The following is a 25,148-nucleotide window of genomic DNA, read 5'->3' on the forward strand; positions in this document are numbered from 1 at the left end:
CATTCGTTCCTGTGAGCACCGCGACCGGCGACGCCGCCCCGGCGAAGGCGAAGAAGAAGGCGAAGAAGAAGAAATCCGCGCCGGCGGCGCCCAAGATCCCCGACGCCGTCTACGAGGCCGAATTGTTCCGGCTGCAAACCGAACTCGTGAAGATGCAGGAATGGGTGCGCAATACCGGGGCGCGTCTGGTCGTCATCTTCGAGGGCCGCGACGGCGCGGGCAAAGGCGGTGCCATCAAACGGATCACCGAATATCTCAATCCGCGGATGGTGCGCATCGCCGCGCTGCCGGTGCCGACCGATCGGGAACGCGGGCAGTGGTATTACCAGCGCTATATCGCCCACCTGCCCGCCCACGGGGAAATCGTGCTCTTCGACCGGTCGTGGTACAACCGCGCCGGCATCGAGAAGGTCATGGGGTTCTGCACGCCGCAGGAGTACGTGCTGTTCCTGCGCCAGACGCCGATCTTCGAGCAGATGCTGGCCGAGGACGGGATCCTGCTGCGCAAGTATTGGTTCTCGGTGTCGGAGGCCGAGCAGCTGCGCCGGTTCAAGGCGCGCGTGAACGACCCTGTGCGGCAATGGAAACTCAGCACCATGGACCTGGAGTCGGTCTATCGGTGGGAGGACTATTCGCGCGCCAAGGACGAGATGATGGTGCACACCGACACCCCGGTCAGCCCGTGGTATGTCGTGGAATCGGACATCAAGAAGCACGCCCGGATCAACATGATGGCCCATCTGCTGTCCACGATCGAATACCACGACATCGAAAGGCCCAAGATCAAGCTGCCGAAACTCCCGCTGGAAGCCAAGAACTACCAGCGGCCGCCGCGCGAGTTGTCGAAATACGTCGCGGACTACGCGGCAACGTTGATCGGGGACCGGCCCGGCGGATGACGCACGTCTACATTCCGGCCACGCTGGCGATGCTGCAGCACTTGGTCGCGCACGGGGAGCTGACGCCGGTCAGCGGCATCGCGTTCGCGGTGACACCGGCGTTGCGCGAGGCCTACGCCGAGGGCGACGACGACGAACTGGCCGAGGTGGCGCTGCGCGAGGCGGCGCTGGCGTCGCTGCGCCTTTTGGCGGCGGAGCGCGACGCCGGGACCGAGGACCTGCCGCCGCGGCGCGCGGTGCTGGCCGCCGAGGCCGACCTGGGCGAATCCGGGGCCGAACACCGCCCCGATCTCGACGACGCCGTCGTCAAACTCGGTGCGCCGATCGCGATGGGCCGGGTCATCGCCGCCTACGTCGACACCGTCGAGGCCGAGCCGGACGTCGTCACGGCGATCGAGGCGATAGACGCCGCGGACCTCGGCGACGAGGATGCCGAACTGGCCGTCGGGGACGCGCAGGACCACGACTTGGCCTGGTACGCCGCCCAGGAGCTGCCGTTCCTGCTCGAGCTGCTGTGACCGGATGCGGCACACCTGGCATACGGGACCGTAAGTTACGGTACCGTAGGTTGGTGGAGCGACCCGTGGACAGGAGCCTGCGATGAGCAAGAAATATTTCCCCCCGGTCACCGCAAACGTCGTCGAGACCACGCGGCCGACCGTCGCCGGCGCCGACCGGCACCCCGCCTGGCACGCGCTGCGCACGATGGCGGCCCGCATCACCACGCCGCTGCTGCCCGACGACTACCTGCGCCTGGCCAACCCGCTGTGGTCCGCCCGCGAACTGCGGGGCCGCATCCTCGAGGTGCGCCGCGAAACGGAGGACTCCGCGACGCTGGTGATCAAACCGGGCTGGGGCTTCAGCTTCGACTACCAGCCGGGCCAGTACATCGGGATCGGCGTGCCGATCGACGGTCGCTGGCGCTGGCGGTCGTATTCGCTGACGTCGAGCCCGGCCGCGCACTCCGGTTCGTCGCGCACGGTCACGATCACCGTGAAGGCGATGCCCGAGGGGTTCCTCTCCACCCATCTGGTCGCCGGTGTCGCGCCGGGCACCATCGTGCGGCTGGCGGCCCCGCAGGGCAACTTCGTCCTGCCCGATCCGGCGCCGTCGTCGATCCTGTTCCTCACCGCCGGGTCCGGCATCACGCCGGTGATGTCGATGTTGCGAACGCTGTTGCGCCGCAACCAGATCAGTGATGTCGTGCATCTGCATTCGGCACCCACCGAAGCCGAGGTGATGTTCGGTGCCGAGTTGGCCGCGCTGGCGGCCGGCCGGCAGGGCTACCGGTTGCGGGTGCGCGAGACCCGCGTCCAGGGGCGGCTGGACCTGGCCGGGCTCGACGGGGAGGTGCCGGACTGGCGCGAACGCCAGACGTGGGCGTGCGGGCCCGAGGGGATGCTCGCCCAGGCCGAGAAGGTGTGGTCGGCGGCCGGCATCGGCGACCGGTTGCACCTGGAGCGGTTCGCGATGGCCAAGGCGGCGCCGGCCGGGGCGGGGGGGACGGTCACGTTCGCGCGCAGCGGGCGCGCCGTCGCCGCGGATGCCGCGACGTCGGTGATGGAGGCGGGGGAGGGTGCCGGGGTGCAGATGCCCTACGGCTGCCGGATGGGCATCTGCCAGTCGTGTGTGGTGAGCTTGGTGGACGGCCACGTGCGCGACCTGCGAACCGGCCGCGAGCACGATCCCGGGAGCCGCATCCAGACCTGCGTGTCGGCGGCATCCGGCGATTGTGTGGTCGACATCTAAGCGCTACTCACAGGTAACCTACGGATTCGTAGGTTACGATAACGTAGGTGAGGGGTCCCGTGGCCAACCACCCGATCAACCACAGGAGTTGAGGACGATGGCGATTACCGACGTCGACGTATTCGCGCATCTGACCGATGCCGACGTCGAAAGCCTGGCGGTCGAGCTCGACGCCATCCGCCGGGACATCGAAGACTCGCGCGGCGAGCGCGACGCACGCTACATCCACCGCACGATCGCCGCCCAGCGCGCCCTCGAGGTGGCCGGGCGGCTGCTGCTGGCGGCCAGTTCGCGCCGTTCGGCCTGGTGGGCGGGCACCGTGACGCTGGGCGTGGCCAAGATCGTCGAGAACATGGAGATCGGCCACAACGTCATGCACGGCCAGTGGGACTGGATGAACGACCCCGAGATTCACTCCTCGACGTGGGAGTGGGACATGAGCGGGTCCTCCAAGCACTGGCGCTACACCCACAACTTCGTGCACCACAAGTTCACCAACATCCTCGGGATGGACGACGACGTCGGCTACGGGTTGCTGCGCGTCACCCGCGACCAGCGCTGGAAGCGCTTCAACGTCTTCAACCTGGTCTACAACACGATGCTGGCCCTGCTCTTCGAGTGGGGCGTCGGCCTGCAGCACGTGGAGCTCGGCAAGATCGCCAAGCGCCGGATGGAGCAGGACGAGGCCCGGAAACGGACTGAAGAGTTCCTGGCCAAGGCCGGCCGGCAGGTGCTCAAGGACTATGTCGCCTTCCCCGCGCTGACCGCGCTGTCGCCCGGGGCGACGTACACCTCGACGCTGAAGGCCAACGCGCTGGCCAACGTGATCCGCAACGTGTGGGCCAACGCGGTCATCTTCTGCGGCCATTTCCCCGACGGCGCCGAGAAGTTCACCACCACCGACATGATCGGCGAAACCCAGGGCCAGTGGTACCTGCGCCAGATGCTGGGCAGCGCCAACTTCGACGCCGGGCCCGCGCTGCGGTTCATGAGCGGCAACCTGTGCCACCAGATCGAGCACCATCTCTTCCCCGACCTGCCCAGCAACCGGTATGCCGAGATCTCGGTGCGGGTGCGCGAGCTCTGCGACAAGTACGACCTGCCCTACACCACGGGACCGTTCCTGGTGCAGTACGGCAAGACCTGGCGCACGCTGGCCAAGCTGTCGTTGCCGGACAAGTACCTGCGCGACAGCGCCGACGACGCGCCGGAGACCCGCAGCGAGCGGATGTTCGCCGAACTGGGGCCCGGCTTCGCCGGCACCGACCCGGCGACGGGGCGCCGGCGCGGGCTCAAGACCGCGATCGCCACGGTGCGGGGATGGCGGCGCAGGAAGTCCGCCGCCTGACCTGGCCGCGGGAAGCGTCCGGCCATACTGGGATTCGTGAAGGTCTTCGCCGGACAACAGGTCTCGCACTGGGACTTCCCGCGGAACACGGCCAGCGCCGCGTTGATGACCGAGTTCGGCCGCGAGAACGGGCTGGCGGCCGCGGAGGTGCTCGAGGGGTCCGGGCTGTCCGAATCCGACCTGCGCGACCACCGGCGGATGATCACCGGGCGCCAGGAGCTGGCGGTCGCGGCGAACCTGGTGGACCGGCTGGGCGACCCGGCGAACCTGGGAGTGCGCGTGGGCGGCGGCTATCACGTGGGATCGCTGGGCATCTTCGGCTTCGCCTGCCTGACCAGCTCGACGCTGGGCGACGCCGTCCGGTTCGCGGCCCGGTTCTACGAGCTCAGTTACGGGTTCTGCCTGCCCAGCGTCACGGTGGACGGCCCGCTGGCGGCGTTGCGGCTCGACCTGCCCGACCTGACCGGCCCGGTCGCGGAGTTCCTCACCCGGCGTGACCTGGCGGCGATCGCCCGCGTCATGGCCGAATCGCTGGGCAGGACCGTCCCGTTCGCGTCGGTCGAGTTCGCGGGTCCGGCGCCGGCGTCGGGCGATGCGGCGGCCCGCCAGATGTTCGGCGTGACGCCGCGATACCACTCGCCGGTCACGGTGGCCTCCTGGCCGGCCGCGCTGCTCGACGACCGGCTACCCCAGGCGAGTGAGATCAGCGTGGCGATGTGTGAGCAGCAGTGCGACGCACTGCTGGAACGCCGTCGAGCGCGGACCGGGGTGGCCCGCCGGGTACGCGAACGACTGGCGTCGATCGACGGCAAGCCGCACACGATCTCCGGCGTCGCCCGGCAGCTGGCGATGAGTGAGCGCACGCTGCGGCGGCGTCTCGCCGAGGAGAACACGACCTTCAGGGACCTGGCCGAGGAGGTCCACCGGGTGCTCGCGGAGGAGCTGTTGGCCACGGGTGCACTCTCGGTGGACGACGTCGCGTTGCGGCTGGGCTACGCCGAGGCGACCAGCTTCATCGCCGCGTTCAAGCGGTGGACGGGCACAACACCCGCGCGCTATCAACGGAAAGTGGCGCCGCGCGCGCGCTCGGTGGCCGTCTGAACCCGGGCCCCCGGTCGAACCCGGCCCCCGTGGCCGGAATCATCGATTTGCGGTCCGCAATCGCCTGGGCGATCGCCCCGCTTGCTCCTAATTTGTCAGGCATGCCTCTTCGTCGTCCCCGCGCCCTGGTGATCGGCGCCGGCTTCGGCGGCCTCGCCGCGGCCTACGAATTGTCCAAGGACGGGCTCGCCGACGTCACGGTGCTGGAGAAAGCCGGGGACGTCGGCGGCGTCTGGCGGGCGAACACCTATCCCGGTGCCGCCTGCGACGTGCCGTCGAACCTGTACTCCTACTCGTTCGCCCGCAAGACGGACTGGGGTCGCCGCTACGCCGAGCAGCCCGACATCCTCGGCTACATTCGTGACACCGCCGACCGGTTCGGTCTGCGTGATCTGGTGCGCACGGGTGTCGAGGTGACGTCGGCCCGCTACGACGACGGCACCGCCACGTGGCGGGTGACGACCTCGTCGGGGGAGGTGCTCGAGGCCGAGGTGCTCGTGCCCGCGGTGGGCCAGCTGTCGCGGCCGGCCCTGCCGCAGATCCCCGGTCTCGACGCCTTTGCGGGGCCGTCCTTCCATTCGGCCGAGTGGCGCCACGACGTCGACCTGACCGGCAAGCGCGTCGCGGTGCTGGGCACCGGCGCGTCGGCGATCCAGTTCGTGCCGCGCATTCGCCGGGCCGCCGCGCATGTCACGGTGTTTCAGCGCTCCGCGCCGTACGTCGTGCCGAAGCCGGACCGCGGCTACACCGGCGCGCACCGCGCCGCGTTCCGGAGTGTGCCGGGTTTCGCCGCCGCGATGCGACAGCTGATCTGGGAGATCTCGGAGTTCTTCGGGCTCGCGCTGACCCGGGTCGCCCCGCTCGCCCGGTTGATCGGCATCGTCGCGGCGGCGAACCTGCGGCGCCACATCAAGGATCCGGTGCTGCGGGCCAAGCTCACCCCCGACTACCCGATCGGCTGCAAGCGCGTGCTGTTCAGCAGCGACTGGTATCCGGCGCTGGCGTGCGACAACGTCGACGTCGAGACCGCCGCGATCACCGAGGTGACGCCCACGGGCGTGCGCACCGCCGACGGCCGGCTGCACGAGGCGGACGTCATCGTCTACGGCACCGGGTTCAAGGCCACCGAATTCCTCGCCCCGATGACGATCACCGGCCGCGACGGGCGCGACCTGCATTCCGAGTGGGCCGAGGGGGCGCGCGCCCACCTGGGCATGGCCGTGCCGGGCTTCCCGAACATGTTCTTGATCTACGGCCCGAACACCAACCTCGGCAGCAGCTCGATCATCCTCATGATGGAGCAGCAGGCCCGCTACATCCGCCAGATCGTCGAGAGGCTGGCCCGCGGCGGCGTGGCCCGCGCATTCGAGGTGCGGCGCGCCGTGGAGCAGGCCTACGACGCCGAGGTGCAGTCCCGCCTCGATGCCGGCGTGTGGACGACGTGCGAGTCCTGGTACCGCGTCGCCTCCGGACGCGTCACCACCAACTGGCCGGGTCTGGTCCGCGAATACCAGCGCCGCACCCAGACCGTGAGTTTCGCGGAGTTCGACGTGATCCTCCCCGCTTCGGCCCCCCAGGAGGTCGGTGCGTGACCCGGGCGTCGTTCGACTACGACGTGCTCGTGATCGGCTCGGGCTTCGGCGGGAGCGTCACGGCGCTGCGGCTGAGCGAAAAGGGTTACCGGGTCGGCGTATTGGAGGCCGGCCGGCGTTTTCGCGACGAGGACTTCGCCAAGAACAGCTGGCATGTCCGCGATTACCTGTTCAAGCCCTCCGTCGGCTGCTACGGCATCCAGCGGATCGACCTGCTTTCCGACGCCGTGGTGCTCAGCGGCGCCGGGGTGGGCGGCGGCTCGCTGGTGTACGCGAACACCCTCTACGAGCCCGGCGACCCCTTCTACGCCGACCCCCGCTGGAGCGGCATCACCGACTGGCGCGCCGAACTCGCGCCCGCCTACGACCAGGCCAAGCGGATGCTCGGCGTCGCGACCTATCCGCGGATGACGCCCTCGGACAAGGTGATGCTGCAGGTCGCCACCGACCTCGGCATCGCCGACTCGTTTCACGCCACCCCGGTTGGCGTGTGTTTCGGCGGCGCGGACGGCGATCAGGCCGCGCCGGGTGCCGCGGTCGGTGACCCGTACTTCGGCGGGGCCGGCCCGGACCGCAAGGCGTGCCTGCATTGCGGCGAGTGCATGACGGGGTGCCGGCACAACGCGAAGAACACGTTGGTCAAGAATTATCTGTATCTGGCCGAAAAGCTCGGTGCGACAGTGCATCCGCTGACCACCGTTGTCGACGTGCGGCCGCGTCACGACGGCGGGTACGACGTCGTCGCCCGCCGCACCGGCGGCAAGCTGCGCCGGCGACGCGCTACGTTCACCGCGCAGCAGGTGGTGTTCTCGGCCGCCGCCCTGGGCACGCAGCGGCTGCTGCACCGGCTACGCGACCGCGGCAGCCTGCCGCACGTCTCGCCCCGGCTCGGGGAGCTCTCGCGCACCAACTCCGAGGCGATCCTCGCGGTGCGGGCGCGCGGCGACGACGTCGACTACTCGGAGGGCGTGGCGATCACGTCGTCGATCCACCCGGACGGCCACACTCATGTGGAGCCGTGCCGCTACGGCCACGACTCCAATCTGATGGGGCTGCTCGGCACCGTCCTGGTCGACGGCCTGGACGCGCTGGACGGGCGACGGCGTTGGCGGACCGGGATGAAAGAGCTTGTGCGGCAACGGCGTGACCTGACCCGCCTGCTCAACCCGAGGAACTGGTCGGAACAGACCATCCCGCTGCTGGTGATGCAGACCCACGACAACTCCCTGACCACCTACACCCGGCGCGGTCCGTTCGGGCGGCGGATGCTGACGCGGCAGGGCGTGGGCGAGCCGAACCCGACGTGGATCCCGGTGGGCCACGAGGTCGCCCGGCGCGCGGCGGAGTACATGGACGGCATCGCCGGCGGCGCCTGGGCGGATCTGGCGGACATCCCGATGACGGGTCACTTCATCGGCGGTTGCGTGATCGGCGAGACCGCGGCCGACGGCGTCGTGGACCCCTACCACCGGATGCACGGGCATCCCGGGTTGCACGTGATCGACGGGTCCACGATCACCGCGAACCTGGGCGTCAACCCGTCGCTCACGATAACCGCGCTGGCCGAGCGCGCCGCCGCATTGTGGCCGAACAGGGGCGAGCCCGATCCGCGGCCGCCGTTGGGTTCGCCCTACGTGCGCGTCGCGCCCGTAGCGCCGGTCAACCCCGCCGTCCCCGACGGGGCGCCGGGCGCGCTACGGCCGGCCCGGTCGGACTGAGGGCGAGCGTGCGCAAAATGTATGTCCTACCCGGCGTGTCGTTGTGCAGACACGCGCCCTCGGCGGGGCCTCAGGCCTGATGGAGCGCCGCCAGCAGCCGGCGCGCCGCGGCCACGCGGCGAACGGCCGGCCCGGACAACGCGTCCAGCGCGCACTCGGGGTCGGCGGGCGGCCCCATGTGCCCGCAGCCGCGCGGGCAGTCGCCGATCGCGTCGGCCAGGTCCGCGAAGGCCATCAGCACGTCGTCGGGCTCGATGTGGGCCAGCCCGAACGAGCGGATGCCCGGGGTGTCGATCACCCAGCCGGAACCCTGCAGGGGCAGCGCGAGCGACTGGGTGGAAGTGTGCCTGCCCCGACCGATGTCGGTCACCTCGCCGACGGCCCGTTCCGCCTCGGGGACAAGGCGATTCACCAGCGTAGACTTGCCGACCCCGGAATGCCCCAGCAGCACGGTGATCTTGCCGGCGAGCAGGTCCGCCACCGCGAGCAGCGGGTCGTCGCGGCCCGCGACGACCACCGTCAGCTCGAGGTCGACGAACAGCTCGGCGAACGGCTCCGGCGGGGCGAGGTCGGTCTTGGTCAGGCACAGGATCGGCTTCAGCCCGCCGGCGTAGGCGGCGATCAGCGTGCGGTCGACCAGGCCGGTGCGCGGTGGCGGGTCGGCCATCGCCACCACGATCAGCAGCTGGTCGGCGTTGGCGACCACCACCCGCTCGCTGGGGTCGGTGTCATCGGCGGTGCGCCGCAACACCGTTCGGCGTTCCCCGCGGCGCACGATGCGGGCCAGGGTGTCCGGCCGCCCCGACAGGTCGCCGACCAGGTCTACTTCGTCGCCGACGACGACGGGGGTGCGCCCCAGCTCGCGGGCCCGCATCGCGGTGACCGGGCGACCGGGGTCGCCGCCCAGCACGCACCCCCAGCGGCCGCGGTCGACGCTGACCACCATGGCGGCTTCGGCGTCGGCGTGCTCCGGACGGGTCTTGGTTCGCGGTCGCGACCCCCTTCCGGAGCGGACCTTGACGTCGGACTCGTCGAGATCGCCGCGCCTCAACCGCCGGGCTCTTCCCCGATTGCCCGACTCCTCCTCGGGCCGCCACCGCGGCCCGCATCGTCGCCGGGGTCCAGCATGCGCGCCCATAGCTGCGGAAACTCCGGCAGCGTCTTGGTGGTGGCGCCGATGTCGTCCACCTCGACCCCGGGCACCCGCAGCCCGACGATCGCACCGGCCATCGCCATCCGGTGGTCGGCATACGCGCGCCAGGTACCGGCGTGCAGCGGCGTCGCGGTGATCACCAGGCCATCGGGCGTCTCGGCGCAATCGCCCCCCAGGCGGTTGATCTCGGTGCGCAGCGCGGCGAGCCGATCGGTCTCGTGGCCCCGCAGATGCGCGATGCCGGAGAGGCGCGACACCGATCCCGGCGCGGCCAGCGCCGCGAGTGCCGCCACCGTCGGCGTGAGCTCGCCGACGGCGCGCAGGTCGACATCAAAACCGGGGTAGTCCGCCGAACCCCGCACCTCCAGCACTGAATCCGACTGGGTGACAAAGGTATCGAGTGCAGCCAAGACCTTGAGGAGGTGGTCGGCCGGTTGCACGCTGGCCGCGGGCCAGCCGGTGATGCGCACCGTTCCGCCGGTGACCACCGCCGCCGCCAGGAACGCGACCGCGTTGGTCAGGTCCGGCTCGACCTCCCAGCGCCGGGCCGTCACCGCGCCCGGCCGCACCCGCCAGCGATCGGGAATCGAGTCGTCGACGTCCACCCCGGCCTGCCGCAGCATCACCACGGTCATCGCGATGTGGGGGGCCGACGGCAGCGTCGAACCCGTGTGTTGCACGGTCAGGCCCTCCTGGAACGACGCCGCGCACAACAGCAGGCCGGACACGAACTGCGACGACGCCGACGCGTCGATGTCCACGGTGCCCCCGGCGACCGACCCGCCGCCGTGGACCCGGAACGGGAGCCCGGTGCCGTCGATCCGGACCCCAAGCCCGCGCAGCGCGTCGAGCAGCGGTGCGATGGGCCGGTCGCGGGCCTGCTCGTCGCCGTCGAACTCGACCACCGAGTCGGCCAGCGCGGCCAGCGGCGGGACGAAACGCAACACCGTGCCCGCCAGGCCGCAGTCGACCCGCGCGCCGGGCCCCGGGGCGACCCCGCCGCTCACCGTCAGTTCGGACCCGGTCCCGTCGACGCGCAGGCCGAGGGTGCGCAGGGCCCCGATCATCAGGTCGGTGTCGCGGCTGCGCAGCGCCCCGCTGATCGTCGAGGAGCCCTGACCCTGCGCGGCCGCCAGCGCGGCCAGCACCAGCGCCCTGTTGGTCTGCGACTTCGATCCCGGGACGGTCACGGTCGCATGCACAGGTGCGGTCGCGTGGGGGGCCGGCCACGGCTGGGTGCTCACCGGTCCATCATTGCCTGTCGCCGGTTCTGCCACCATGGGAGTCATGTGCGGACGGTTTGCGGTCACGACGGATCCGGCACTGCTGGCCCAGAAGATCAAGGCGATCGACGAGGTCACGGCGACGGCGGGGGGTGCGGCGCCCAACTACAACGTGGCGCCCACGGCCAGCATCGCCACCGTCGTCACGCGGCACAGCGAGCCCGACGACGAGCCGACCCGCCGCGTGCGATCGATGCGCTGGGGTTTGGTGCCGCCGTGGGTCAAAGCCGGTCCCGACGGGGCGCCGGAGGCCAAAGGCCCGATGCTGATCAACGCCCGCGCCGACAAGGTCACCACCTCGCCGGCTTTTCGGTCGAGCGCCAAGAGCAAGCGCTGTCTCATCCCGATGGACGGCTACTACGAGTGGCGGGTCAACGACCCGAAGGCGGGTCAGAAGTCGCGCAAGACGCCCTTCTACATGTATCGCGACGACGGCGAGCCACTGTTCATGGCGGGGCTGTGGTCGGTCTGGAAGTCGGTCAACGACGCGCCGCCGCTGCTGAGCTGCACGATCATCACCACCGACGCGCCCGGCGAACTCGGCGAGATCCACGACCGGATGCCGCTGGTGGTGCCCGAACGAGATTGGGACCGCTGGCTCGACCCGGACGCCCCGGCCGACGAAGATCTGCTCGCACGGACGCCCGACGTCCACGGCATTCGCATGCGCGAGGTCTCGACGTTGGTCAACAACGTCCGCAACAACGGACCCGAACTGCTCGACCCGGTCGAGTCGCAGCCCGAGCAGATGAAGCTGCTGTAGGCACGCACCGCTGCCGCTATGCCGCGTCATCGTCGTCGTCCCGGTGCTGGAGGAGCTTTTCGGGGTGCCAGTAGGTGTTGGTGCGGGGTTGGCCGCGCTCGAGGTGTTTGGGTGGGATCCACTCGGTGTCGCCTTTGCTGTTTTTGCGGGTGGTCCAGCCTTTTTCGGTGATGGGGTGGTGGCCGCCGCAGCCGAAGGTGAGGTCGTCGATGCCGGTGGTGCCGGATTTCGCGTAGGGGATGACGTGGTGGACTTCGCAGTAGTAGCCGCCGACGGTGCAGCCCGGTGCGCTGCAGCCGCGGTCCTTGGCGTACAACACGATTCGCTGCGCGGGTGAGGCCAACCGCTTCGTGTGGTAGAGGGCCAGGGTTTTGCCTTGGTCGAAGATCGCCAGGTAATGATGGGAGTGGCGGGCCAGGCGGATGACGTCGCTCATCGGCAAGATGGTGCCCCCGCCGGTGAGAGCTTGTCCGGCGGCGGCTTCGAGTTCGGCCAGGGTGGTGGTGACGATGATCGAGGCGGGCAGCCCGTTGTGCTTGCCCAATTCCCCGGAGGCCAGCATCGCGCGCAGCGCGGCGAGCAGGCCGTCGTGTTGGCGCTGTGCGGGGCCGCGGGTGTCGCGGTCGATGGCGTCCTGACTCGGCGTGCCGTCAACGCAGGGGTTGTCGTCGAGGTTGTTGCACATGCCGGGGGCGGCGAGCTTGGCCCACAGGGCTTCGAGGGTGGCGCGCAGTTCGGGGGTGATCCAGCCGCTCAGGCGGGACATCTTGTCGGGGCCCTGGGCGCCCAGGATCAGTGCGCGCCGGCGTGCCCGGTCTTCGTCGGTGTAGTTGCCGTCGGGGTTGAGGGCGTTGTCGAGTTGCTCGGCCAGTGTGCTGAGTTGTTCGGGGCGGATGTGGGTGCCGTGGCGGGCCAGGTCGGCTTCGGCGCGTTCGCGGGTGGGTTGGTCGACCCAGCCGGGCAGCTGGTGGCAGAAGTGGCGGATCACGGTGACGTGTTCGGAACCCAGGCTGCCCTGGCGCTGACGCAAAGCGGTCTGGGCCAGCGTCGGGGGTAGGGGTTCCCCGGTCAGCCCGTGGCGCTCGCCCAGGTCGGCGGCTTCGCGCACCCGCCGGTTGGCTGCAGCACGCGAGATCAGGGTGGCCTCGGCGATGGCGTGGGAGAGTTTGCCGCCCAACTCTTGCGGGGTGGCTTGGTGGGCCAGGGTGTTGATCACCGCATGCTCGAGGGCGGGCAGGCGCCGGCGCACCTTTTCCACCCGGCCCAGCCAGGCCAGCAACTCCGGGGTGGTCAACGCATCGCAGTCGAACCCCAGCAGCGTGTCCAGGTCGGCGTCGAGCGCGTCGAACGCCGCACCCAACGCCTCCCGGTCAACACTCACACCGTCAAACTATCGGCACCCACCGACAAGAAACCCCCGATTGTGACCACAGAAACCAAAGTGACGCAAGTTTTTTGGCGCACGACGCTCGGGCCGCCTCCGTCGCCGGCGCGGGGAGCCGCCTACCATGCATGGGTGACTGGCTCTTACCCTTACGCATTCGACGACGTCAAGAACCGCCCGGTCGCGGTGATCGGCGCGGGGACGCTCGGTCGTCGCATCGCGCTGATGTTCGCCGGCCGCGGCGGAACCGTGCGGATTCACGCCCGGCGCGCCGAGCAGCTCGCGTCCGCCACGCAGTACGTGACCGACTCCCTCCCGAAGTTGTTGGCGGACAGAGGCTTCGGCGAACCCGGTACCGCGACGGCCGCGGACTCCCTGGAGGCGGCACTGGACGGCGCCTGGCTTGCCGTCGAATCCGTCCCAGAGAAACTCGAAACCAAGATCGACGTCTGGGGCCAGATCGACCGGGCCGCGCCGCCGGACACCATCTTCGGGACGAATTCGTCGTCGTTGCCCTCGCGCCTGATGGCCGAACGGGTGCGCGACAAGACGCGGTTGTGTAACACGCACTTCTACATGCCGCCCGGGATCAACGCGGTCGAGTTGATGTCCGACGGTCACACCGCTCGCGGTGTGCTGGACACGATGCTGACGGTGTTGCCCGAGTTCGGGTTCCGGCCCTTCGAGGTGCGCCGGGAGTCCACCGGATTCATCTTCAATCGCATCTGGGCGGCCATCAAGCGCGAATCGCTGGCCGTCGTCGCCGAAGGCGTGGCCCGGCCCGAGGACGTCGACGGCATGTTCAAGGAGAACTGGCGCGTTGCGGTCGGGCCGTTCCAGATGATGGACCAGGTCGGCCTGGACGTCGTCCTCGACATCGAAAACCACTACACCGCAGAGTTCCCGTACCTGCCCACGCGGGCGCGAGACCTGTTGCGGGCCTATGTCGATGCGGGAAAGCTCGGCGTCAAGACCGGAGAGGGCTTCTACACCTACTGAACTGCGATGTCGGCGGTGACCGCCCCCGTCAACCGGATCAGGTCCGCGGGGGCCACCGCGACGTCCCAATGGCGCTTGCCGGCACTGCACAGCACCCGGTCCCAGCGCAGGGCCGAGGTGTCGACCACGGTGCGCAGCCGCCGGCGCTGCCCGAACGGGGAGATGCCGCCGACCACGTAACCCGTGACCCGTTGGGCGGCAACGGGTTCGGCCATGACGGCCCTGGGCGCGTCCAGCGCGGCCGCCGCGGCCTTCAGCGACAGCTTCTCCGGCACCGGCAGCACCGCGACGGCCAACTCGCCCGGCAGCGCGATGATCAACGTCTTGAAGACCTGTCCGGCGGCGACGTCGCCGGACTCCGACAGGTCGGCGACGGCCTCGAAGCGCACGACCTCGTGCGGCACGCCGGCGGCGACCAGCGCGGCGATGCCCGGTGTGGCGGCGCGGGCCACGCCGCAACCCTCCGGCGCCCGCTAGGGGCCCGTGTACCCCGGCGGGTTGACGCCGTCGACCCAGAAGTCGAGGCCGAGTTCCCCGCCGGGCACGCAGTTGTAGACCGACAGGTCGGTGACGCCGGACTCCAGCAACACGTCCTCACACAGCAGCGACTTGCCGGTGTACTCCCGGGCGGGCTTGTTGAGGATGACGTAGGCCGCATCGGAGTACACCTCGGGCTTGCGGGCCCGGCCCATCGCCTCGTCGCCGCCGAGCAGGTTCTGCACCGCGGCGGTGGCGACCAGGGTGCGCGGCCACAAGGTGTTCGAGGCGATGCCGTCGGCGCGCATCTCCTCGGCGATGCCCAGTGCGCACAGCGTCATGCCGAACTTGGCCATCATGTACGCGGTGGGTTTCAGCCACTTGCTTTCCAGCAGCACCGGCGGCGACAGGGTCAGGATGTGGGGGTTCTCGCGGCCCTTCAGGTGCGGGATGCAGGCCTGTGACACCGCATAGGTGCCGCGCACCTGGATCCCGTTCATCAGGTCGAACCGCTTCATGGGCACCTCGAGGACCGACCCCAGGTTGATCGCCGACGCGTTGTTGACGCAGATGTCGATGCCGCCGAACTGCTCGACGGCCTTGGCCACCGCGGATTCGACGGATTCCGGGTCGCGGACGTCCCCCACGATCGGCAGCGCCTGTCCGCCGGCCTCCTCGAGTTCCTTGGCCGCGGTGTAGACCGTGCCCGGCAGCTTGGGGTGCGGTTCTGCGGTCTTGGCCACCAGGGCGATGTTGGCGCCGTCCTGTGCGGCGCGTTTGGCGATCGCGAGGCCGATACCGCGACTGGCGCCGGAGATGAACATGGTCTTGCCGTTCAGGGACATGGCGTCACACTAACCTCCGGCTGTGACGGTGCCGATGGAGCCTCGGAAATACCGCTCCGGCCAGCGCTGTTGTACCACCCGGTTTCCGATGCGCGCGAGCACCCGCAGACACTGTCGGGGGCAGCCTTTAGATTGGGAGGAGCAGTCTGGTGTCAACGGCGACGTGCCTGTTGGGCAGCCCGCAGGGCGCCGGGCAGTCGGCTCGCATTCTTGCGGGTCCGGATGCGTTTCCGGTCTCGTCCGGCGACACCGCAGCAGAAGGGACCGGGGTAATCGACATGGCCGACTTCGAAGATGGACGGGACGGCGCGACGCCCCCGGAGCTTCCCGAGCCCGAACCGGAGACCGACGACGAGCTGACCGCCCGGTTCGAGCGCGACGCGATTCCCCTGCTGGACCAGCTCTACGGCGGTGCGCTGCGCATGACGCGCAACCCGGCCGACGCCGAAGACCTCCTGCAGGAGACGATGGTGAAGGCCTATGCGGGCTTTCGTTCCTTCCGGGCCGGAACCAACCTCAAGGCGTGGCTCTACCGCATCCTGACCAACACCTACATCAACAGCTACCGCAAGAGGCGGCGACAGCCGGTCGAGTACCCGACCGAGGAGATCACCGACTGGCAGCTGGCGTCCAACGCCGAGCATTCCTCCACCGGGCTGCGTTCGGCCGAGGTCGAAGCCCTCGAATCGCTGCCCGACACCGAGATCAAAGAAGCCTTGCAGGCATTGCCGGAGGAATTCCGGATGGCGGTCTACTACGCCGACGTCGAGGGTTTCCCTTACAAAGAGATCGCCGAGATCATGGACACGCCGATCGGCACCGTCATGTCACGGCTGCACCGTGGTAGACGTCAGCTGCGCGGTCTGCTGGCCGACGTGGCCAAAGAGCGGGGCTTCAATCGAGGTCAACAGGCGCACGAGGAGGTGTCGTCATGAGCCGCGCCGGCGACGATGTAGAGCGAATCGATGAGGAGGAGCGGCGCTCGTCGAGCGAGTTGTCGGACAAGGACGGCTCGTGCCCCAACGACCATGCCCACGGCGGTGTCGGCTGCGCCGAGGTCATCGCCGAGGTGTGGACCCTGCTCGACGGCGAGTGCACACCGGAGTCCCGCGCGAGGCTGCGCCAGCACCTGGAGGCGTGCCCCGGTTGCTTCCAGCACTACGGGCTAGAGGAACGGATCAAGGCGCTCATCGCCTCCAAATGTCAAGGCGAGAAAGCCCCGGACACCCTGCGGGAGCGGCTCCGGCTGGAGATCCGCCGCACCACCATCATCCGGGACATGCAGTAGCGGCACCGGCCCGCGGGACGCTCAGGCGTTGGGCCGCTTGCCGTGATTGGCCTTGCTGTACTTGCGATCGCGCTTCTTGCGGCCACGCTTGGCCATCGTCGTAACCTCCGAATTTGGTCGAAAACCGGGCGTTCGGCGCCCGTCGTGTTGTCCCACAGTCTCTCACGCCGCCTGGATGCGTGACCAACAGCCCGCGCGCCGCGGCCCCCGGCGGCGTTGTGGTTCGATATACATGAGTTTGCGACAGAAGCTTGCTGGGTCGGCAGCCAGCGTGCGCCGACGGCCGGAACGGATGAGGTGAAGATGGCGGAGGATGTTCGCGCCGAAATCGTGGCCAGCGTGCTTGAAGTCGTCGTCAACGAGGGTGACCAGATCGGCAAGGGCGACATCGTCGTGCTGCTGGAGTCGATGAAGATGGAGATTCCCGTCCTGGCCGAGGTCGACGGCACGGTGAGCAAGGTGAGCGTCTCGGTGGGCGACGTCATCCAGGCCGGTGACCTCATCGCCGTCATCAGCTAGCCGTTGGGTCCGCGCATCCACCGCCGGGACGGCTCGGGAGTTGTCGATGTCTACCCTCGGTGACCTGCTCGCCGAGCATACGATGCTGCCCGGCAACGCGGTGGACCACCTGCACGCGGTCGTGGGGGAGTGGCAACTGCTCGCCGACCTGTCGTTCGCCGACTACCTGATGTGGGTCCGCCGCGACGACGGGATGCTGGTGTGCGTCGCGCAATGCCGGCCGAACACCGCGCCGACCGTCATGCACGCCGACGAGGTGGCGAGCGTCGTCGACGCCGAGCAGGTGCCGCTGGTGGCCGCGAGCTTCGCCTCCGGCGCGACCGTCCGGAACCGCGATGCGGGTCCCCAGACGTCCTGGCAGTTGCTGGGACCGCACGTCGAAGCGTCCCCGGTGCGGTATGGCGGCCAGGTGGTGGCGGTGCTCACGCAGCACCAGAACGCGTTGGCTGCCCGTCGCAAATCCGGCCGTCTCGAGACCGCCTACCGGGAATGCGCGACGAGCCTGGTGCGGATGCTGGCCGAGGGCACCTTTCCCGACGTCGGCGACGTGGCCATGTCCCGCTCGACGCCGCGGGCGGGCGACGGCTTCATCCGCCTCGACGTCGACGGTGTCGTCGTCTACGCCAGCCCCAACGCCCTGTCGGCCTACCACCGGATGGGGCTGACGACGAAGCTGGAGGGCTGCAACCTGATAAAGGTGACACGGCCGCTGATCTCCGACCCCTTCGAGGCCCAGGAGGTGGCCGAGCACATTCACGACCTGGTGGCCGGCGGGCTGAGCATGCGGATGGAGGTCGACGCCGGCGGCGCCACGGTGCTGTTGCGGACGCTGCCGCTCGTCGTCGACGGCGCCAGCAAGGGGGCCGCGGTGCTGATCCGCGACGTCACCGAGGTGAAGCGCCGCGACCGTGCCCTGATATCCAAGGACGCCACGATCCGGGAGATCCACCACCGGGTCAAGAACAACCTGCAGACCGTGGCGGCGCTGCTGCGGCTGCAGGCCCGCCGGACGGTCAACGCCGAGGGGCGGGAGGCGCTGATGGAGTCGGTGCGTCGCGTCTCCTCGATCGCGCTGGTCCACGACGCGCTGTCGATGTCGGTGGACGAGCAGGTGAACCTCGACGAGGTCATCGACAGGATCCTGCCGATCATGAACGACGTGGCGTCGGTGGACCGGCCGATCCGGATCAACCGGGTCGGTGACCTCGGGGTGCTCGACTCCGACCGCGCCACGGCGCTGATCATGGTGATCACCGAACTCGTGCAGAACGCGATCGAGCACGCGTTCGACCCCGCGGTCCAGGAGGGTTCGGTGACGATCCGGGCCGAGCGCTCCGCGCGCTGGCTGGATGTCGTGGTGCACGACGACGGGCGCGGGCTTCCGGAAGGATTCGCCCTGGAGAAGTCCGACAGTCTCGGTCTGCAGATCGTGCGGACGCTGGTGTCGGCCGAACTGGACGGCACGCTCGGCATGCGGGCCGCGGCCGGGCAGGGCACCGACGTGGTGCTACGGGTGCCGATCGGCCGTCGGGCCCGGCTGCTGCTGTAGCCGCACACGACAGTGCGGCCCCGACAATCGTCGAGGCCGCACTGTCGTGTGAAACTGGGTCAAACTCCGCTACGGGCCTTCGTCCGAGCGCTGCGACGCTTCAGGGCGCGTCGTTCGTCTTCGCTCATCCCACCCCATACGCCCGAGTCCTGACCGGTGTTCAGGGCCCAGGCGAGGCACTCGGTCGTCACCGGGCACCGATGGCAGATCAGTTTCGCGTCAGCGATCTGCGCGAGCGCCGGGCCACTGTTCCCTACCGGGAAGAAGAGCTCCGGGTCCTCGTCACGACAGACCGCCTTGTGGCGCCAATCCATACGTTGTTACTCCTCACTGAGTGCGCAGCAAGGCGCACGGCATTTTCTTCGGCTGTTCAGCGTGCAGAAGAAAAAGACTCCGTACCCCTACGTAAATTTCTGCATGCAACCTTTTGATCGTTTCACAGGCTCAACAGAAGTCAATAGCGTGCGTTCGCTCGTGGGCTATCTCACTTTGACGAACTCTTAGTCAAGCCCTTACTCCGTTGTACTACACTGACCCGCTACGCTCCCGGGAATTTTTCCCGGTCTTCTCTTGGTGCCCTGTTATCGCAGGTCGGGCCGGTTCTTGGCGGGAGGGGCCACGATCGACAGTGCGTCGGGAACCGCCCGGAAAGTCATGGTTTCGCGGGTGCCGAGGTAGTCCCCGTCGAACTGGCAGGCGACCGGGCCCCCGGTTGCGGTGACCCGCAGGCAGGCGACGTCGTCCTCGGTGATGAGGTTCTTCAAGTCGAACTTGGGCCGCTTGGCGAACATTTGCCGGACGATGCGCAGGGTGGGGATCAGCTTCAGGCTGGTGGGGGCGAACACTCCGAGTCCCGACTCGAAGCTGCAGCCGGGATTGGTCCACACCGGCCGCTCGTTGGCGAAGGTCCACGGGCTGGAATTCGACACGAAGACGAAGCTCACCCCGGGGAGCGGCGCCCGGTCAGGCAATTCCAGTGTCAGCATCGGTTCGCGGCGCGTGTAACCCCAGACCGCGGGGACCGCGGCGCGGACGTAGCGCCACGGCGTGACCTTGCCGCCCCTGTCGCGTTCGGCCTCGACCGCGGCCACCACCTCGGCATCCACGCCCATCCCGGTGTTGAGCACGGCCCACCGCTCGCCGCAGTCGATCAATCCGATGCGCCGCCAGGTCTGGTGACGTCGGTGGTCGTCGAGCAGCTGGATGAGCTGGTTGGTGGCGGCGACCGGGTCGCGGGAAATGCCCAGCGACCGGGCCAGCACGTTGGCCGAGCCGCCGGGCACCACCGCGACCGCGGGAACGGGCCATGATGGCGGCGAACCGGGGCGGCCGAGCAGGCCGTTGACGACGCCGCTGACCGTGCCGTCGCCGCCGTGCACCACGACCAGGTCGACGCCGTCTTTCGCCGCCGCCTGCGCGAGTTCGCTGCCGTGGCCGCGGTGGTTGGTGTGCTCGACGGTGAGCTGCAGGCGGCTCTTGAGTGCATGCGTCAGCAGGTCGCGGCCGGCGGGTGTGGTGGACGTGGCTGTGGGGTTGACGATCAGCACGGCGCGCATGACGACTGAGCTTAGGCGCGGCGACGATGCGGGCCGTGAAACGGCCCGGGGAGGAGGCGGGCGATGTGGCCGGGCGCGGCGACGATGCGGGCCGTGAAACGGCCCGGGGAGGAGGTGCCTCCCAGCCGCGGCGCGGCGAGGGCGAGCGCGGGGCCGGTGACTACGCTGGCGCCGTGGCACTCCCCAGCAGGCAGGTGACGCCGGCCGTGGTGCGGGCGGCGGGCGTGATCGTCGCCGCCCAGGGCGCGGCCGGTCTGGTGGTGGCCGCGGTGCTGGTGGTCCGGGGAATCGCGGGCGCCGACCAGCGCCTGGTCAACGGGCTGGGGACCGCGGTGTGGTTCGTCCTGGTCGGCGGCGTGGTGCTGGCCGCCGGACGCGCGCTGACCCTCGGCAGGCGCTGGGCCCGCGGGCTCGCGGTGGTCACCCAGCTGCTGCTGCTACCCGTGTCGTGGTACCTCGCGGTGGGCTCGCATCGGCCGGCCTTCGGGATCCCGGCGGGGGTGGTGGCGCTGGGCGTGCTGGTGCTGGTGTTCAGCCCTCCGGGCGTGCGTTGGGCCGCCGGGGGCGATCAGCGCGGGCCGGCCAGTTCGGCCAATCGGAAGCCGGACGGCAGGTAGGCGGTCGAGTCGCGTCGCGGCCTGCCCTGCCCGCCGATCCGGTCGTACAGGGCGATGGCGCCGGTGTTTCCGTCGAGCACCGCCCACGCCGGCCGCGAGTAGCCGTTGTCGAGGCATTCGCGCGCCAGCGCCGACAGAATCGCGCGCCACGCCGCGCCGGCGGAACCGGGGCCACACGAACAGTCGCTCCAGGTGGGCCCCCGCCCCGCCGCAAACCGTGTACCGCACGCACCACAGCGCCATGGCGGCGAGTTGGCCGTCGACTTCGGCGACGTGGCAGCGGGCGGTCGGAAATGGCCCGAAAATTGTTGTCGAAATATGCAATTCGGTGACCGCGCTATGTTCGGGATCGTGCTCGAATTCGGCCAGCGCATGGACCATGGCCGTGATGTCGGCGGTGTCGCGCGGTGTGGCCGCGCGAATCGCCGTGGTCACGGACGCACCCCCAGAGCCGTGAGTATCGTCGCGAATTTCGTTGTGGTCTCGTCGAGTTCGTCGTCGGGGTCGGACTCGGCGACGATGCCGCCGCCGGCCCGAGCCAGCGCGGCGCGCCGGTCGGCCGAGAGCTGCGCACAGCGGATGGACACCACCCAGGTGCCGTCGCCGCGCGCGTCGCACCACCCGACCGCCCCGGCATAGAACCCGCGGTCCCCTTCCAGCTCGGCGATGAGCTCGGTCGCGGCCTTGGTCGGGACGCCGCCGACCGCCGGGGTGGGATGCAGCGCCAATGCCAGATCGATTGCGGTCGTGGACTTGTCGCGAAGCCGGCCGCTGATCGGCGTGCACAGGTGCCACACCGCCGCGGTGCGGCTCAGGTGGGGTTCGGGCGCGATGATCAGGTCGTCGCACAGCGGCTCCAAAGCCGCCCGGATGGCGTCGATCACCAGCTGATGCTCGTGCCGGTTCTTGGCCGAGCCGGCCAGGGCGGCGCCGTTGGCGGCGTCGCGTTCGGGGTCGGCGTCGCGGGGGGCCGAACCGGCGAACGGCTGGCACACGACGCGGTCCCCGGATCGGGCGACCAGGAGTTCGGGGCTGGCGCCCACCAGGGCGACGCCGCGGTAGTCGCCACCGGCGGCGCTCAGGTCGACGAGATAGCCGTAGGCGGCGGGGTCCGCGGCGAGCAGTCGGCTCAGGACGACCCGCGCATCCAGGGGAGCGTCCGCGGCCAGCCGCAACGCGCGGGCCAGCACCACCTTGTGCAGCGAGCCGCCCGGCGCGCGGAGCCGCTCGCGTGCGCGGCTGATCCGGTCGCGGTAGTCGGCGGGCGGCGGGACGGCGGCGGCGACGTGCACCGCCGGCAGCGGGCCCGTCGGCCAGTCGGGGCGGCCCTCGCTGCGCGCGACGCTGCCCGGCGCCAGCAACGCGGCGGGCATATCGGTGTCGAAAGGCAACGCGCCCAACACTATCGGCACCGACCCGGAGCGCAGCGCCGCTCGAGCCGCGCGCACGTCGCAGAACCGGTCGCGCACCCCGTCGGCGACCAGGGCCCCCCGCGGACCGCACAGCGCGAACGGCGGCTCGGTGGCGCTCACCCGTGCGCGAGCGCCTGCGCGCGACCGGTCAGCCCGAGCGCGGCGAGCTGCCGCACGCCATGCTCGAACCCGCACACGGCGATCGAACCGGCGACCATCCAGAAGCGGCTGCCCTCGACGAGCGGCAGCTCGAGCCAGCGGGTGATCACCGAACGCGAGAAGTGGCTGTGACCCACGAACACCACGTCGCGCGAGGTCATGTGCCCCAACGCCAGCGCGATGGCCCGATCGGCGCGGTCGCTGACCTGCGCCACGCTCTCCCCGTCCGGGCATCCGTGCGTCCAGACCAGCCAATCGGGTACCGATTCGTGGATCTGCGGAGTCGTCAGTCCCTCGTAGGCCCCGTAGTCCCATTCGGCGAGCAGCGGGGTCACCTCGTCGATCGAGAGCCCGGCCAACGTGGCCGTGGTGACGGCGCGTTGCCGTGGGCTGCTGAGCACGACGGGTTCGGTGAGCCCGAGTTGAGCCACCACCCGTCCGGCGAGCTCGGCCTGCGCCCGGCCGTTCCCGGTGAGTTCGAGATCGGTCCGGCCCGTGTGCTGGCCGGACTTGGACCACGCGGTTTCCCCGTGGCGCAGCAGGACCAGTCGGTGGTTGTGCAAGCCCATGCGACCGATTCTGCCCGACGCGAACCCGGGCCTGTCGGCCGCAGCGCGGGGCCGGTGGACGTGCCAGGATGGCACTGTGACTGCGCGGGGACGATGCAGCGCGAAGTCGACGAGAAGGGGCGGTGCCTGTGGCTAAGACACGGGTATTGGCGGTGGCCAACCAGAAGGGCGGTGTCGCCAAGACGACTACGGTCGCTTCGCTGGGAGCGGCGATGGCGGCTGCGGGACAGCGGGTTCTGCTCGTCGACCTGGATCCGCAGGGCTGTCTGACCTTCTCGCTCGGCCAGGATCCCGACAAGCTGCCGGTGTCGGTGCACGAGGTGCTGCTCGGCGAGGTCGAGCCCGGCGCCGCGCTGGTGGCCACGATCGAGGGGATGACGCTACTGCCGGCAAACATCGACCTGGCGGGCGCCGAGGCGATGCTGCTGATGCGCGCCGGACGCGAATACGCCCTCAAACGGGCCCTGGCGAAACTCTCCGACGAGTTCGACGTGGTCATCGTGGACTGCCCGCCGTCGCTGGGCGTGTTGACGCTCAACGGGCTCACGGCGGCCGACGAGGTCATCGTGCCGCTGCAGTGCGAGACGCTCGCCCACCGCGGCGTCGGGCAGTTTTTGCGCACGGTCGCCGACGTCCAGCAGATCACCAACCCGGACCTGCGCCTGCTGGGTGCGTTGCCGACGCTGTACGACGCCCGCACCACCCACACCCGTGACGTGCTGCTCGACGTCGCCGACCGCTACGACCTGCCGGTGCTGGCCCCGCCGATCCCGCGCACGGTGCGTTTCGCCGAGGCCAGCGCCTCGGGTTCGTCGGTGATGGCCGGGCGCCGGAACAAGGGTGCGGCGGCCTATGCCGAGTTGGCGAAGGCGCTGCTCAAGCACTGGAAGAGCGGCAAGGCGCTGCCGACGTTCACAGTCGAGGTGTAGCCCGGCTCCGGCCGCGCGGATCAGCCCAGGGCCACCACGGTGTCGCCGCGCTGCTCGAACACCCGCGATCCCGACACCGCCGGCACCACCGCGCCGCTGCCCGGTGACCGCTGCACCGGGATGTAGCGCTCGTTGGCGCCGCTGACCGGGTCGTAGACCCCGATCGCGTTGCTGACCGGCACCAGCAGCTTGCCCGCCATCATCGCCGCGGGCCCCAGCGGCGCGGTCGCCGCGCCCGCGGCGATCGTGTAGCGCAGCGTCAGGGTGCTGGCCTCGAACACCATCAGGGCGTCGCCGGTCCACCAGGTCACCAGGTTGCCGGCCTGCGACGCCACCGCCGAGCGCGAGGGTGGCTTGGGCAGCAGGGTGCTCGACACCGTGGTGCCCGTCTCGTCGACGACGTCGAGCCTGGGCTGCGGTGCCGGCAGGTACACCGCGGTGTTGTTCTCCCACACGGCCACCACGCGGGCCCCCGAATCGGGGCGGATGCCCGGCTCGGACACGACCTGCTGGCGGGGCTCGTCGTCGTCCTTGCCCGGCCGCAGCAGGACGAGCCGCAGGTCGGGCCGGTCCGTGCAGCTCTCGAGCACCGACACCGCGGCCGAGCTGGCCGCGGCCGAGATCAGCCGGCAGCCGGAGTGCAGTCCGCGTGCCGACGGCTTCACCCGGGCGTCCGTCTCACCGTAGGCCAGCACCCGGACCATGTCCGAGCGCCAGAGCTCGAGATGGGTGTCGCCGGCCGACAGCACTGTCGTGCCGTCGGAGGACAACCGCACGTGGGGGTCGGCGTAACCGCTGCGGGCGGGTCCGCGCCGGCCGGTCGACCCGTCCACGGTGCTGACCTGCCCGCAGCCGCGGTCGTCCCGGTACACCGCGACGGCGTAGCGGTAGATCCAGGACACCCCGCACAGGTCGGCGTCGCGGGAATAGCTCCAGCGTGTCTGACCGGTGCCGGGGTCGCGCCCCTCGACGCGGCGGCCGGCGCCGGTGACGACCGTGCCGCCGACCACCACCGGGGCCACGGTTTCGGGGCTGGCGGCCGTCCAGAGCTGGTTCAGCGCGGCCGGGACGTCGCGGGCCGGCTTCGGGTTGGGGGCCGGGCCGGCGGCGGGCCTGCTGATGGTGGCGCGGGCGTCGCCGGTCCACCAGATCAGGGACGCGGCGACGGCGACGACGACCGCGATCGCCGCGGCGGCCAGCATGTCGCCCCTGGTACGGCGCTCGGGTCTGACCATGCCG

At 70.1% G+C, this 25,148-nt stretch carries 26 protein-coding genes and 1 pseudogene; 15 read left to right on the forward strand and 12 right to left on the reverse strand.

Annotated elements, in window-relative coordinates; all coding sequences use genetic code 11:
* Positions 1 to 11: 11 nt before the first annotated feature.
* The 7 genes from ppk2 to ACJ512_RS06430 all read left to right on the forward strand — a co-directional run bounded on the left by ppk2 (position 12) and on the right by ACJ512_RS06430 (position 8,407).
* A complete protein-coding gene (ppk2, locus tag ACJ512_RS06400) occupies positions 12 to 899 on the forward strand; it encodes a polyphosphate kinase 2 (RefSeq protein WP_407688488.1) in 888 nt (295 codons plus the stop codon).
* Positions 896 to 1,417 carry a DUF6912 family protein gene (locus ACJ512_RS06405; RefSeq protein WP_407688487.1) on the forward strand — a complete coding sequence of 174 codons (522 nt, stop codon included), beginning with the start codon at positions 896 to 898 and terminating at the stop codon, positions 1,415 to 1,417. Before ppk2 ends, ACJ512_RS06405 begins: the two co-directional genes overlap by 4 nt.
* Before the next feature lie 82 nt (positions 1,418 to 1,499).
* A complete protein-coding gene (locus ACJ512_RS06410) occupies positions 1,500 to 2,648 on the forward strand; it encodes a ferredoxin reductase (RefSeq protein ID WP_407688486.1) in 1,149 nt (382 codons plus the stop codon).
* Between the two features lie 97 nt (positions 2,649 to 2,745).
* Positions 2,746 to 3,996, forward strand: coding sequence for a fatty acid desaturase family protein (locus tag ACJ512_RS06415; protein ID WP_461479998.1), 1,251 nt, complete (start codon positions 2,746 to 2,748; stop codon positions 3,994 to 3,996).
* A gap of 36 nt (positions 3,997 to 4,032) precedes the next feature.
* On the forward strand, positions 4,033 to 5,097 hold the full coding sequence (locus ACJ512_RS06420) for an AraC family transcriptional regulator (RefSeq protein ID WP_407689455.1): 1,065 nt from the start codon (positions 4,033 to 4,035) through the stop codon (positions 5,095 to 5,097).
* 101 nt (positions 5,098 to 5,198) lie between these two features.
* Positions 5,199 to 6,689: a flavin-containing monooxygenase gene (locus tag ACJ512_RS06425; protein WP_407689456.1), complete on the forward strand. Its 1,491-nt coding sequence runs from the start codon at positions 5,199 to 5,201 to the stop codon at positions 6,687 to 6,689.
* Positions 6,686 to 8,407, forward strand: coding sequence for a GMC oxidoreductase (locus ACJ512_RS06430; RefSeq protein ID WP_407689457.1), 1,722 nt, complete (start codon positions 6,686 to 6,688; stop codon positions 8,405 to 8,407). Before ACJ512_RS06425 ends, ACJ512_RS06430 begins: the two co-directional genes overlap by 4 nt.
* Before the next feature lie 70 nt (positions 8,408 to 8,477).
* Here the strand turns inward: ACJ512_RS06430 and rsgA are convergent, their stop codons facing one another.
* Together rsgA and aroA are read right to left on the reverse strand one after the other, a co-directional pair.
* Entirely contained in the window at positions 8,478 to 9,458 is a 981-nt protein-coding gene (gene rsgA, locus ACJ512_RS06435) for a ribosome small subunit-dependent GTPase A (RefSeq protein ID WP_407689458.1), read from the reverse strand.
* Positions 9,455 to 10,804, reverse strand: coding sequence for a 3-phosphoshikimate 1-carboxyvinyltransferase (gene aroA, locus ACJ512_RS06440; RefSeq protein ID WP_407689459.1), 1,350 nt, complete (start codon positions 10,802 to 10,804; stop codon positions 9,455 to 9,457). Before aroA ends, rsgA begins: the two co-directional genes overlap by 4 nt.
* Positions 10,805 to 10,847: 43 nt before the next feature.
* On the opposite strand from aroA, the gene ACJ512_RS06445 reads away from it, so the two are divergent.
* On the forward strand, positions 10,848 to 11,606 hold the full coding sequence (locus ACJ512_RS06445; protein ID WP_407689460.1) for an SOS response-associated peptidase: 759 nt from the start codon (positions 10,848 to 10,850) through the stop codon (positions 11,604 to 11,606).
* A gap of 16 nt (positions 11,607 to 11,622) precedes the next feature.
* Here the strand turns inward: ACJ512_RS06445 and ACJ512_RS06450 are convergent, their stop codons facing one another.
* Entirely contained in the window at positions 11,623 to 12,987 is a 1,365-nt protein-coding gene (locus tag ACJ512_RS06450; RefSeq protein WP_461479999.1) for an HNH endonuclease signature motif containing protein, read from the reverse strand.
* Between the two features lie 135 nt (positions 12,988 to 13,122).
* Here ACJ512_RS06450 and ACJ512_RS06455 point away from each other — a divergent pair, with 135 nt between their 5' ends.
* Positions 13,123 to 13,989, forward strand: a complete 867-nt coding sequence (locus tag ACJ512_RS06455) for a 3-hydroxyacyl-CoA dehydrogenase family protein (protein WP_407689337.1) — start codon at positions 13,123 to 13,125, stop codon at positions 13,987 to 13,989.
* Here the strand turns inward: ACJ512_RS06455 and ACJ512_RS06460 are convergent.
* Positions 13,983 to 14,441, reverse strand: a complete 459-nt coding sequence (locus ACJ512_RS06460; protein WP_407689338.1) for a YbaK/EbsC family protein — start codon at positions 14,439 to 14,441, stop codon at positions 13,983 to 13,985. The two genes, ACJ512_RS06455 and ACJ512_RS06460, sit on opposite strands and share 7 nt — an antisense overlap.
* Positions 14,442 to 14,462: 21 nt before the next feature.
* Positions 14,463 to 15,311: an SDR family oxidoreductase gene (locus tag ACJ512_RS06465; protein WP_407689339.1), complete on the reverse strand. Its 849-nt coding sequence runs from the start codon at positions 15,309 to 15,311 to the stop codon at positions 14,463 to 14,465.
* A 278-nt stretch (positions 15,312 to 15,589) separates the two neighbouring features.
* Between ACJ512_RS06465 and ACJ512_RS06470 the strand changes: the two genes are divergently transcribed.
* Positions 15,590 to 16,246, forward strand: a complete 657-nt coding sequence (locus ACJ512_RS06470; protein ID WP_407689340.1) for a sigma-70 family RNA polymerase sigma factor — start codon at positions 15,590 to 15,592, stop codon at positions 16,244 to 16,246.
* Positions 16,243 to 16,599, forward strand: coding sequence for a mycothiol system anti-sigma-R factor (gene rsrA, locus ACJ512_RS06475; protein ID WP_407689341.1), 357 nt, complete (start codon positions 16,243 to 16,245; stop codon positions 16,597 to 16,599). Before ACJ512_RS06470 ends, rsrA begins: the two co-directional genes overlap by 4 nt.
* A gap of 21 nt (positions 16,600 to 16,620) precedes the next feature.
* Here the strand turns inward: rsrA and ACJ512_RS06480 are convergent, their stop codons facing one another.
* Complete coding sequence (locus ACJ512_RS06480; protein ID WP_089025046.1) at positions 16,621 to 16,695, reverse strand: 50S ribosomal protein bL37; 75 nt, start codon at positions 16,693 to 16,695, stop codon at positions 16,621 to 16,623.
* Between the two features lie 207 nt (positions 16,696 to 16,902).
* Here ACJ512_RS06480 and ACJ512_RS06485 point away from each other — a divergent pair, with 207 nt between their 5' ends.
* Complete coding sequence (locus ACJ512_RS06485; protein WP_040622133.1) at positions 16,903 to 17,118, forward strand: biotin/lipoyl-binding carrier protein; 216 nt, start codon at positions 16,903 to 16,905, stop codon at positions 17,116 to 17,118.
* Between the two features lie 46 nt (positions 17,119 to 17,164).
* Positions 17,165 to 18,667, forward strand: coding sequence for a sensor histidine kinase (locus ACJ512_RS06490; protein WP_407689342.1), 1,503 nt, complete (start codon positions 17,165 to 17,167; stop codon positions 18,665 to 18,667).
* 59 nt (positions 18,668 to 18,726) lie between these two features.
* On the opposite strand, the gene whiB1 is transcribed toward ACJ512_RS06490, so the two are convergent.
* Positions 18,727 to 18,981, reverse strand: a complete 255-nt coding sequence (gene whiB1, locus ACJ512_RS06495) for a transcriptional regulator WhiB1 (protein WP_407689343.1) — start codon at positions 18,979 to 18,981, stop codon at positions 18,727 to 18,729.
* Between the two features lie 267 nt (positions 18,982 to 19,248).
* The gene (locus tag ACJ512_RS06500) at positions 19,249 to 20,223 is read right to left on the reverse strand and encodes a diacylglycerol/lipid kinase family protein (protein ID WP_407689344.1); all 975 of its coding nucleotides are present in this window, start codon (positions 20,221 to 20,223) and stop codon (positions 19,249 to 19,251) included.
* A 194-nt stretch (positions 20,224 to 20,417) separates the two neighbouring features.
* Here ACJ512_RS06500 and ACJ512_RS06505 point away from each other — a divergent pair, with 194 nt between their 5' ends.
* A complete protein-coding gene (locus ACJ512_RS06505; protein ID WP_461480099.1) occupies positions 20,418 to 20,840 on the forward strand; it encodes a hypothetical protein in 423 nt (140 codons plus the stop codon).
* Here ACJ512_RS06505 and ACJ512_RS06510 read toward each other — a convergent pair.
* From ACJ512_RS06510 to ACJ512_RS06520, 3 genes and pseudogenes are all read right to left on the reverse strand, one after another.
* Positions 20,792 to 21,275, reverse strand: a pseudogene (locus ACJ512_RS06510) (GNAT family N-acetyltransferase). The gene ACJ512_RS06505 and the pseudogene ACJ512_RS06510 sit on opposite strands and share 49 nt — an antisense overlap.
* Positions 21,272 to 22,372, reverse strand: coding sequence for an isochorismate synthase (locus ACJ512_RS06515; RefSeq protein WP_461480000.1), 1,101 nt, complete (start codon positions 22,370 to 22,372; stop codon positions 21,272 to 21,274). Before ACJ512_RS06515 ends, ACJ512_RS06510 begins: the two are co-directional and overlap by 4 nt.
* Positions 22,369 to 22,980, reverse strand: a complete 612-nt coding sequence (locus tag ACJ512_RS06520; RefSeq protein WP_407689740.1) for an acid phosphatase — start codon at positions 22,978 to 22,980, stop codon at positions 22,369 to 22,371. The genes ACJ512_RS06515 and ACJ512_RS06520 overlap by 4 nt, the downstream gene beginning before the upstream one ends.
* Positions 22,981 to 23,108: 128 nt before the next feature.
* Here ACJ512_RS06520 and ACJ512_RS06525 point away from each other — a divergent pair, with 128 nt between their 5' ends.
* Positions 23,109 to 23,909 (forward strand): ParA family protein, encoded by an 801-nt coding sequence (locus ACJ512_RS06525; protein ID WP_407689739.1) that lies wholly within the window; start codon positions 23,109 to 23,111, stop codon positions 23,907 to 23,909.
* 20 nt (positions 23,910 to 23,929) lie between these two features.
* Here ACJ512_RS06525 and ACJ512_RS06530 read toward each other — a convergent pair whose 3' ends face one another.
* The gene (locus ACJ512_RS06530; protein ID WP_407689738.1) at positions 23,930 to 25,144 is read right to left on the reverse strand and encodes an Rv3212 family protein; all 1,215 of its coding nucleotides are present in this window, start codon (positions 25,142 to 25,144) and stop codon (positions 23,930 to 23,932) included.
* Positions 25,145 to 25,148 lie beyond the last annotated feature (4 nt).

Source organism: Mycobacterium cajalii (assembly GCF_045809005.2).
Lineage (GTDB): Bacteria > Actinomycetota > Actinomycetes > Mycobacteriales > Mycobacteriaceae > Mycobacterium.

Coding starts and splice junctions, on each gene's coding strand:
- ACJ512_RS06405 (WP_407688487.1), top strand. CDS start 896: ATGACGCACGTCTACATTCCGGCCACGCTGGCGATGCTGCAGCACTTG.
- ACJ512_RS06410 (WP_407688486.1), top strand. CDS start 1,500: ATGAGCAAGAAATATTTCCCCCCGGTCACCGCAAACGTCGTCGAGACC.
- ACJ512_RS06415 (WP_461479998.1), top strand. CDS start 2,746: ATGGCGATTACCGACGTCGACGTATTCGCGCATCTGACCGATGCCGAC.
- ACJ512_RS06425 (WP_407689456.1), top strand. CDS start 5,199: ATGCCTCTTCGTCGTCCCCGCGCCCTGGTGATCGGCGCCGGCTTCGGC.
- ACJ512_RS06445 (WP_407689460.1), top strand. CDS start 10,848: ATGTGCGGACGGTTTGCGGTCACGACGGATCCGGCACTGCTGGCCCAG.
- ACJ512_RS06465 (WP_407689339.1), bottom strand. CDS start 15,311: ATGTCCCTGAACGGCAAGACCATGTTCATCTCCGGCGCCAGTCGCGGT.
- ACJ512_RS06470 (WP_407689340.1), top strand. CDS start 15,590: ATGGCCGACTTCGAAGATGGACGGGACGGCGCGACGCCCCCGGAGCTT.
- rsrA (WP_407689341.1), top strand. CDS start 16,243: ATGAGCCGCGCCGGCGACGATGTAGAGCGAATCGATGAGGAGGAGCGG.
- ACJ512_RS06485 (WP_040622133.1), top strand. CDS start 16,903: ATGGCGGAGGATGTTCGCGCCGAAATCGTGGCCAGCGTGCTTGAAGTC.
- ACJ512_RS06490 (WP_407689342.1), top strand. CDS start 17,165: ATGTCTACCCTCGGTGACCTGCTCGCCGAGCATACGATGCTGCCCGGC.
- whiB1 (WP_407689343.1), bottom strand. CDS start 18,981: ATGGATTGGCGCCACAAGGCGGTCTGTCGTGACGAGGACCCGGAGCTC.
- ACJ512_RS06500 (WP_407689344.1), bottom strand. CDS start 20,223: ATGCGCGCCGTGCTGATCGTCAACCCCACAGCCACGTCCACCACACCC.
- ACJ512_RS06520 (WP_407689740.1), bottom strand. CDS start 22,980: ATGGGCTTGCACAACCACCGACTGGTCCTGCTGCGCCACGGGGAAACC.
- ACJ512_RS06530 (WP_407689738.1), bottom strand. CDS start 25,144: ATGGTCAGACCCGAGCGCCGTACCAGGGGCGACATGCTGGCCGCCGCG.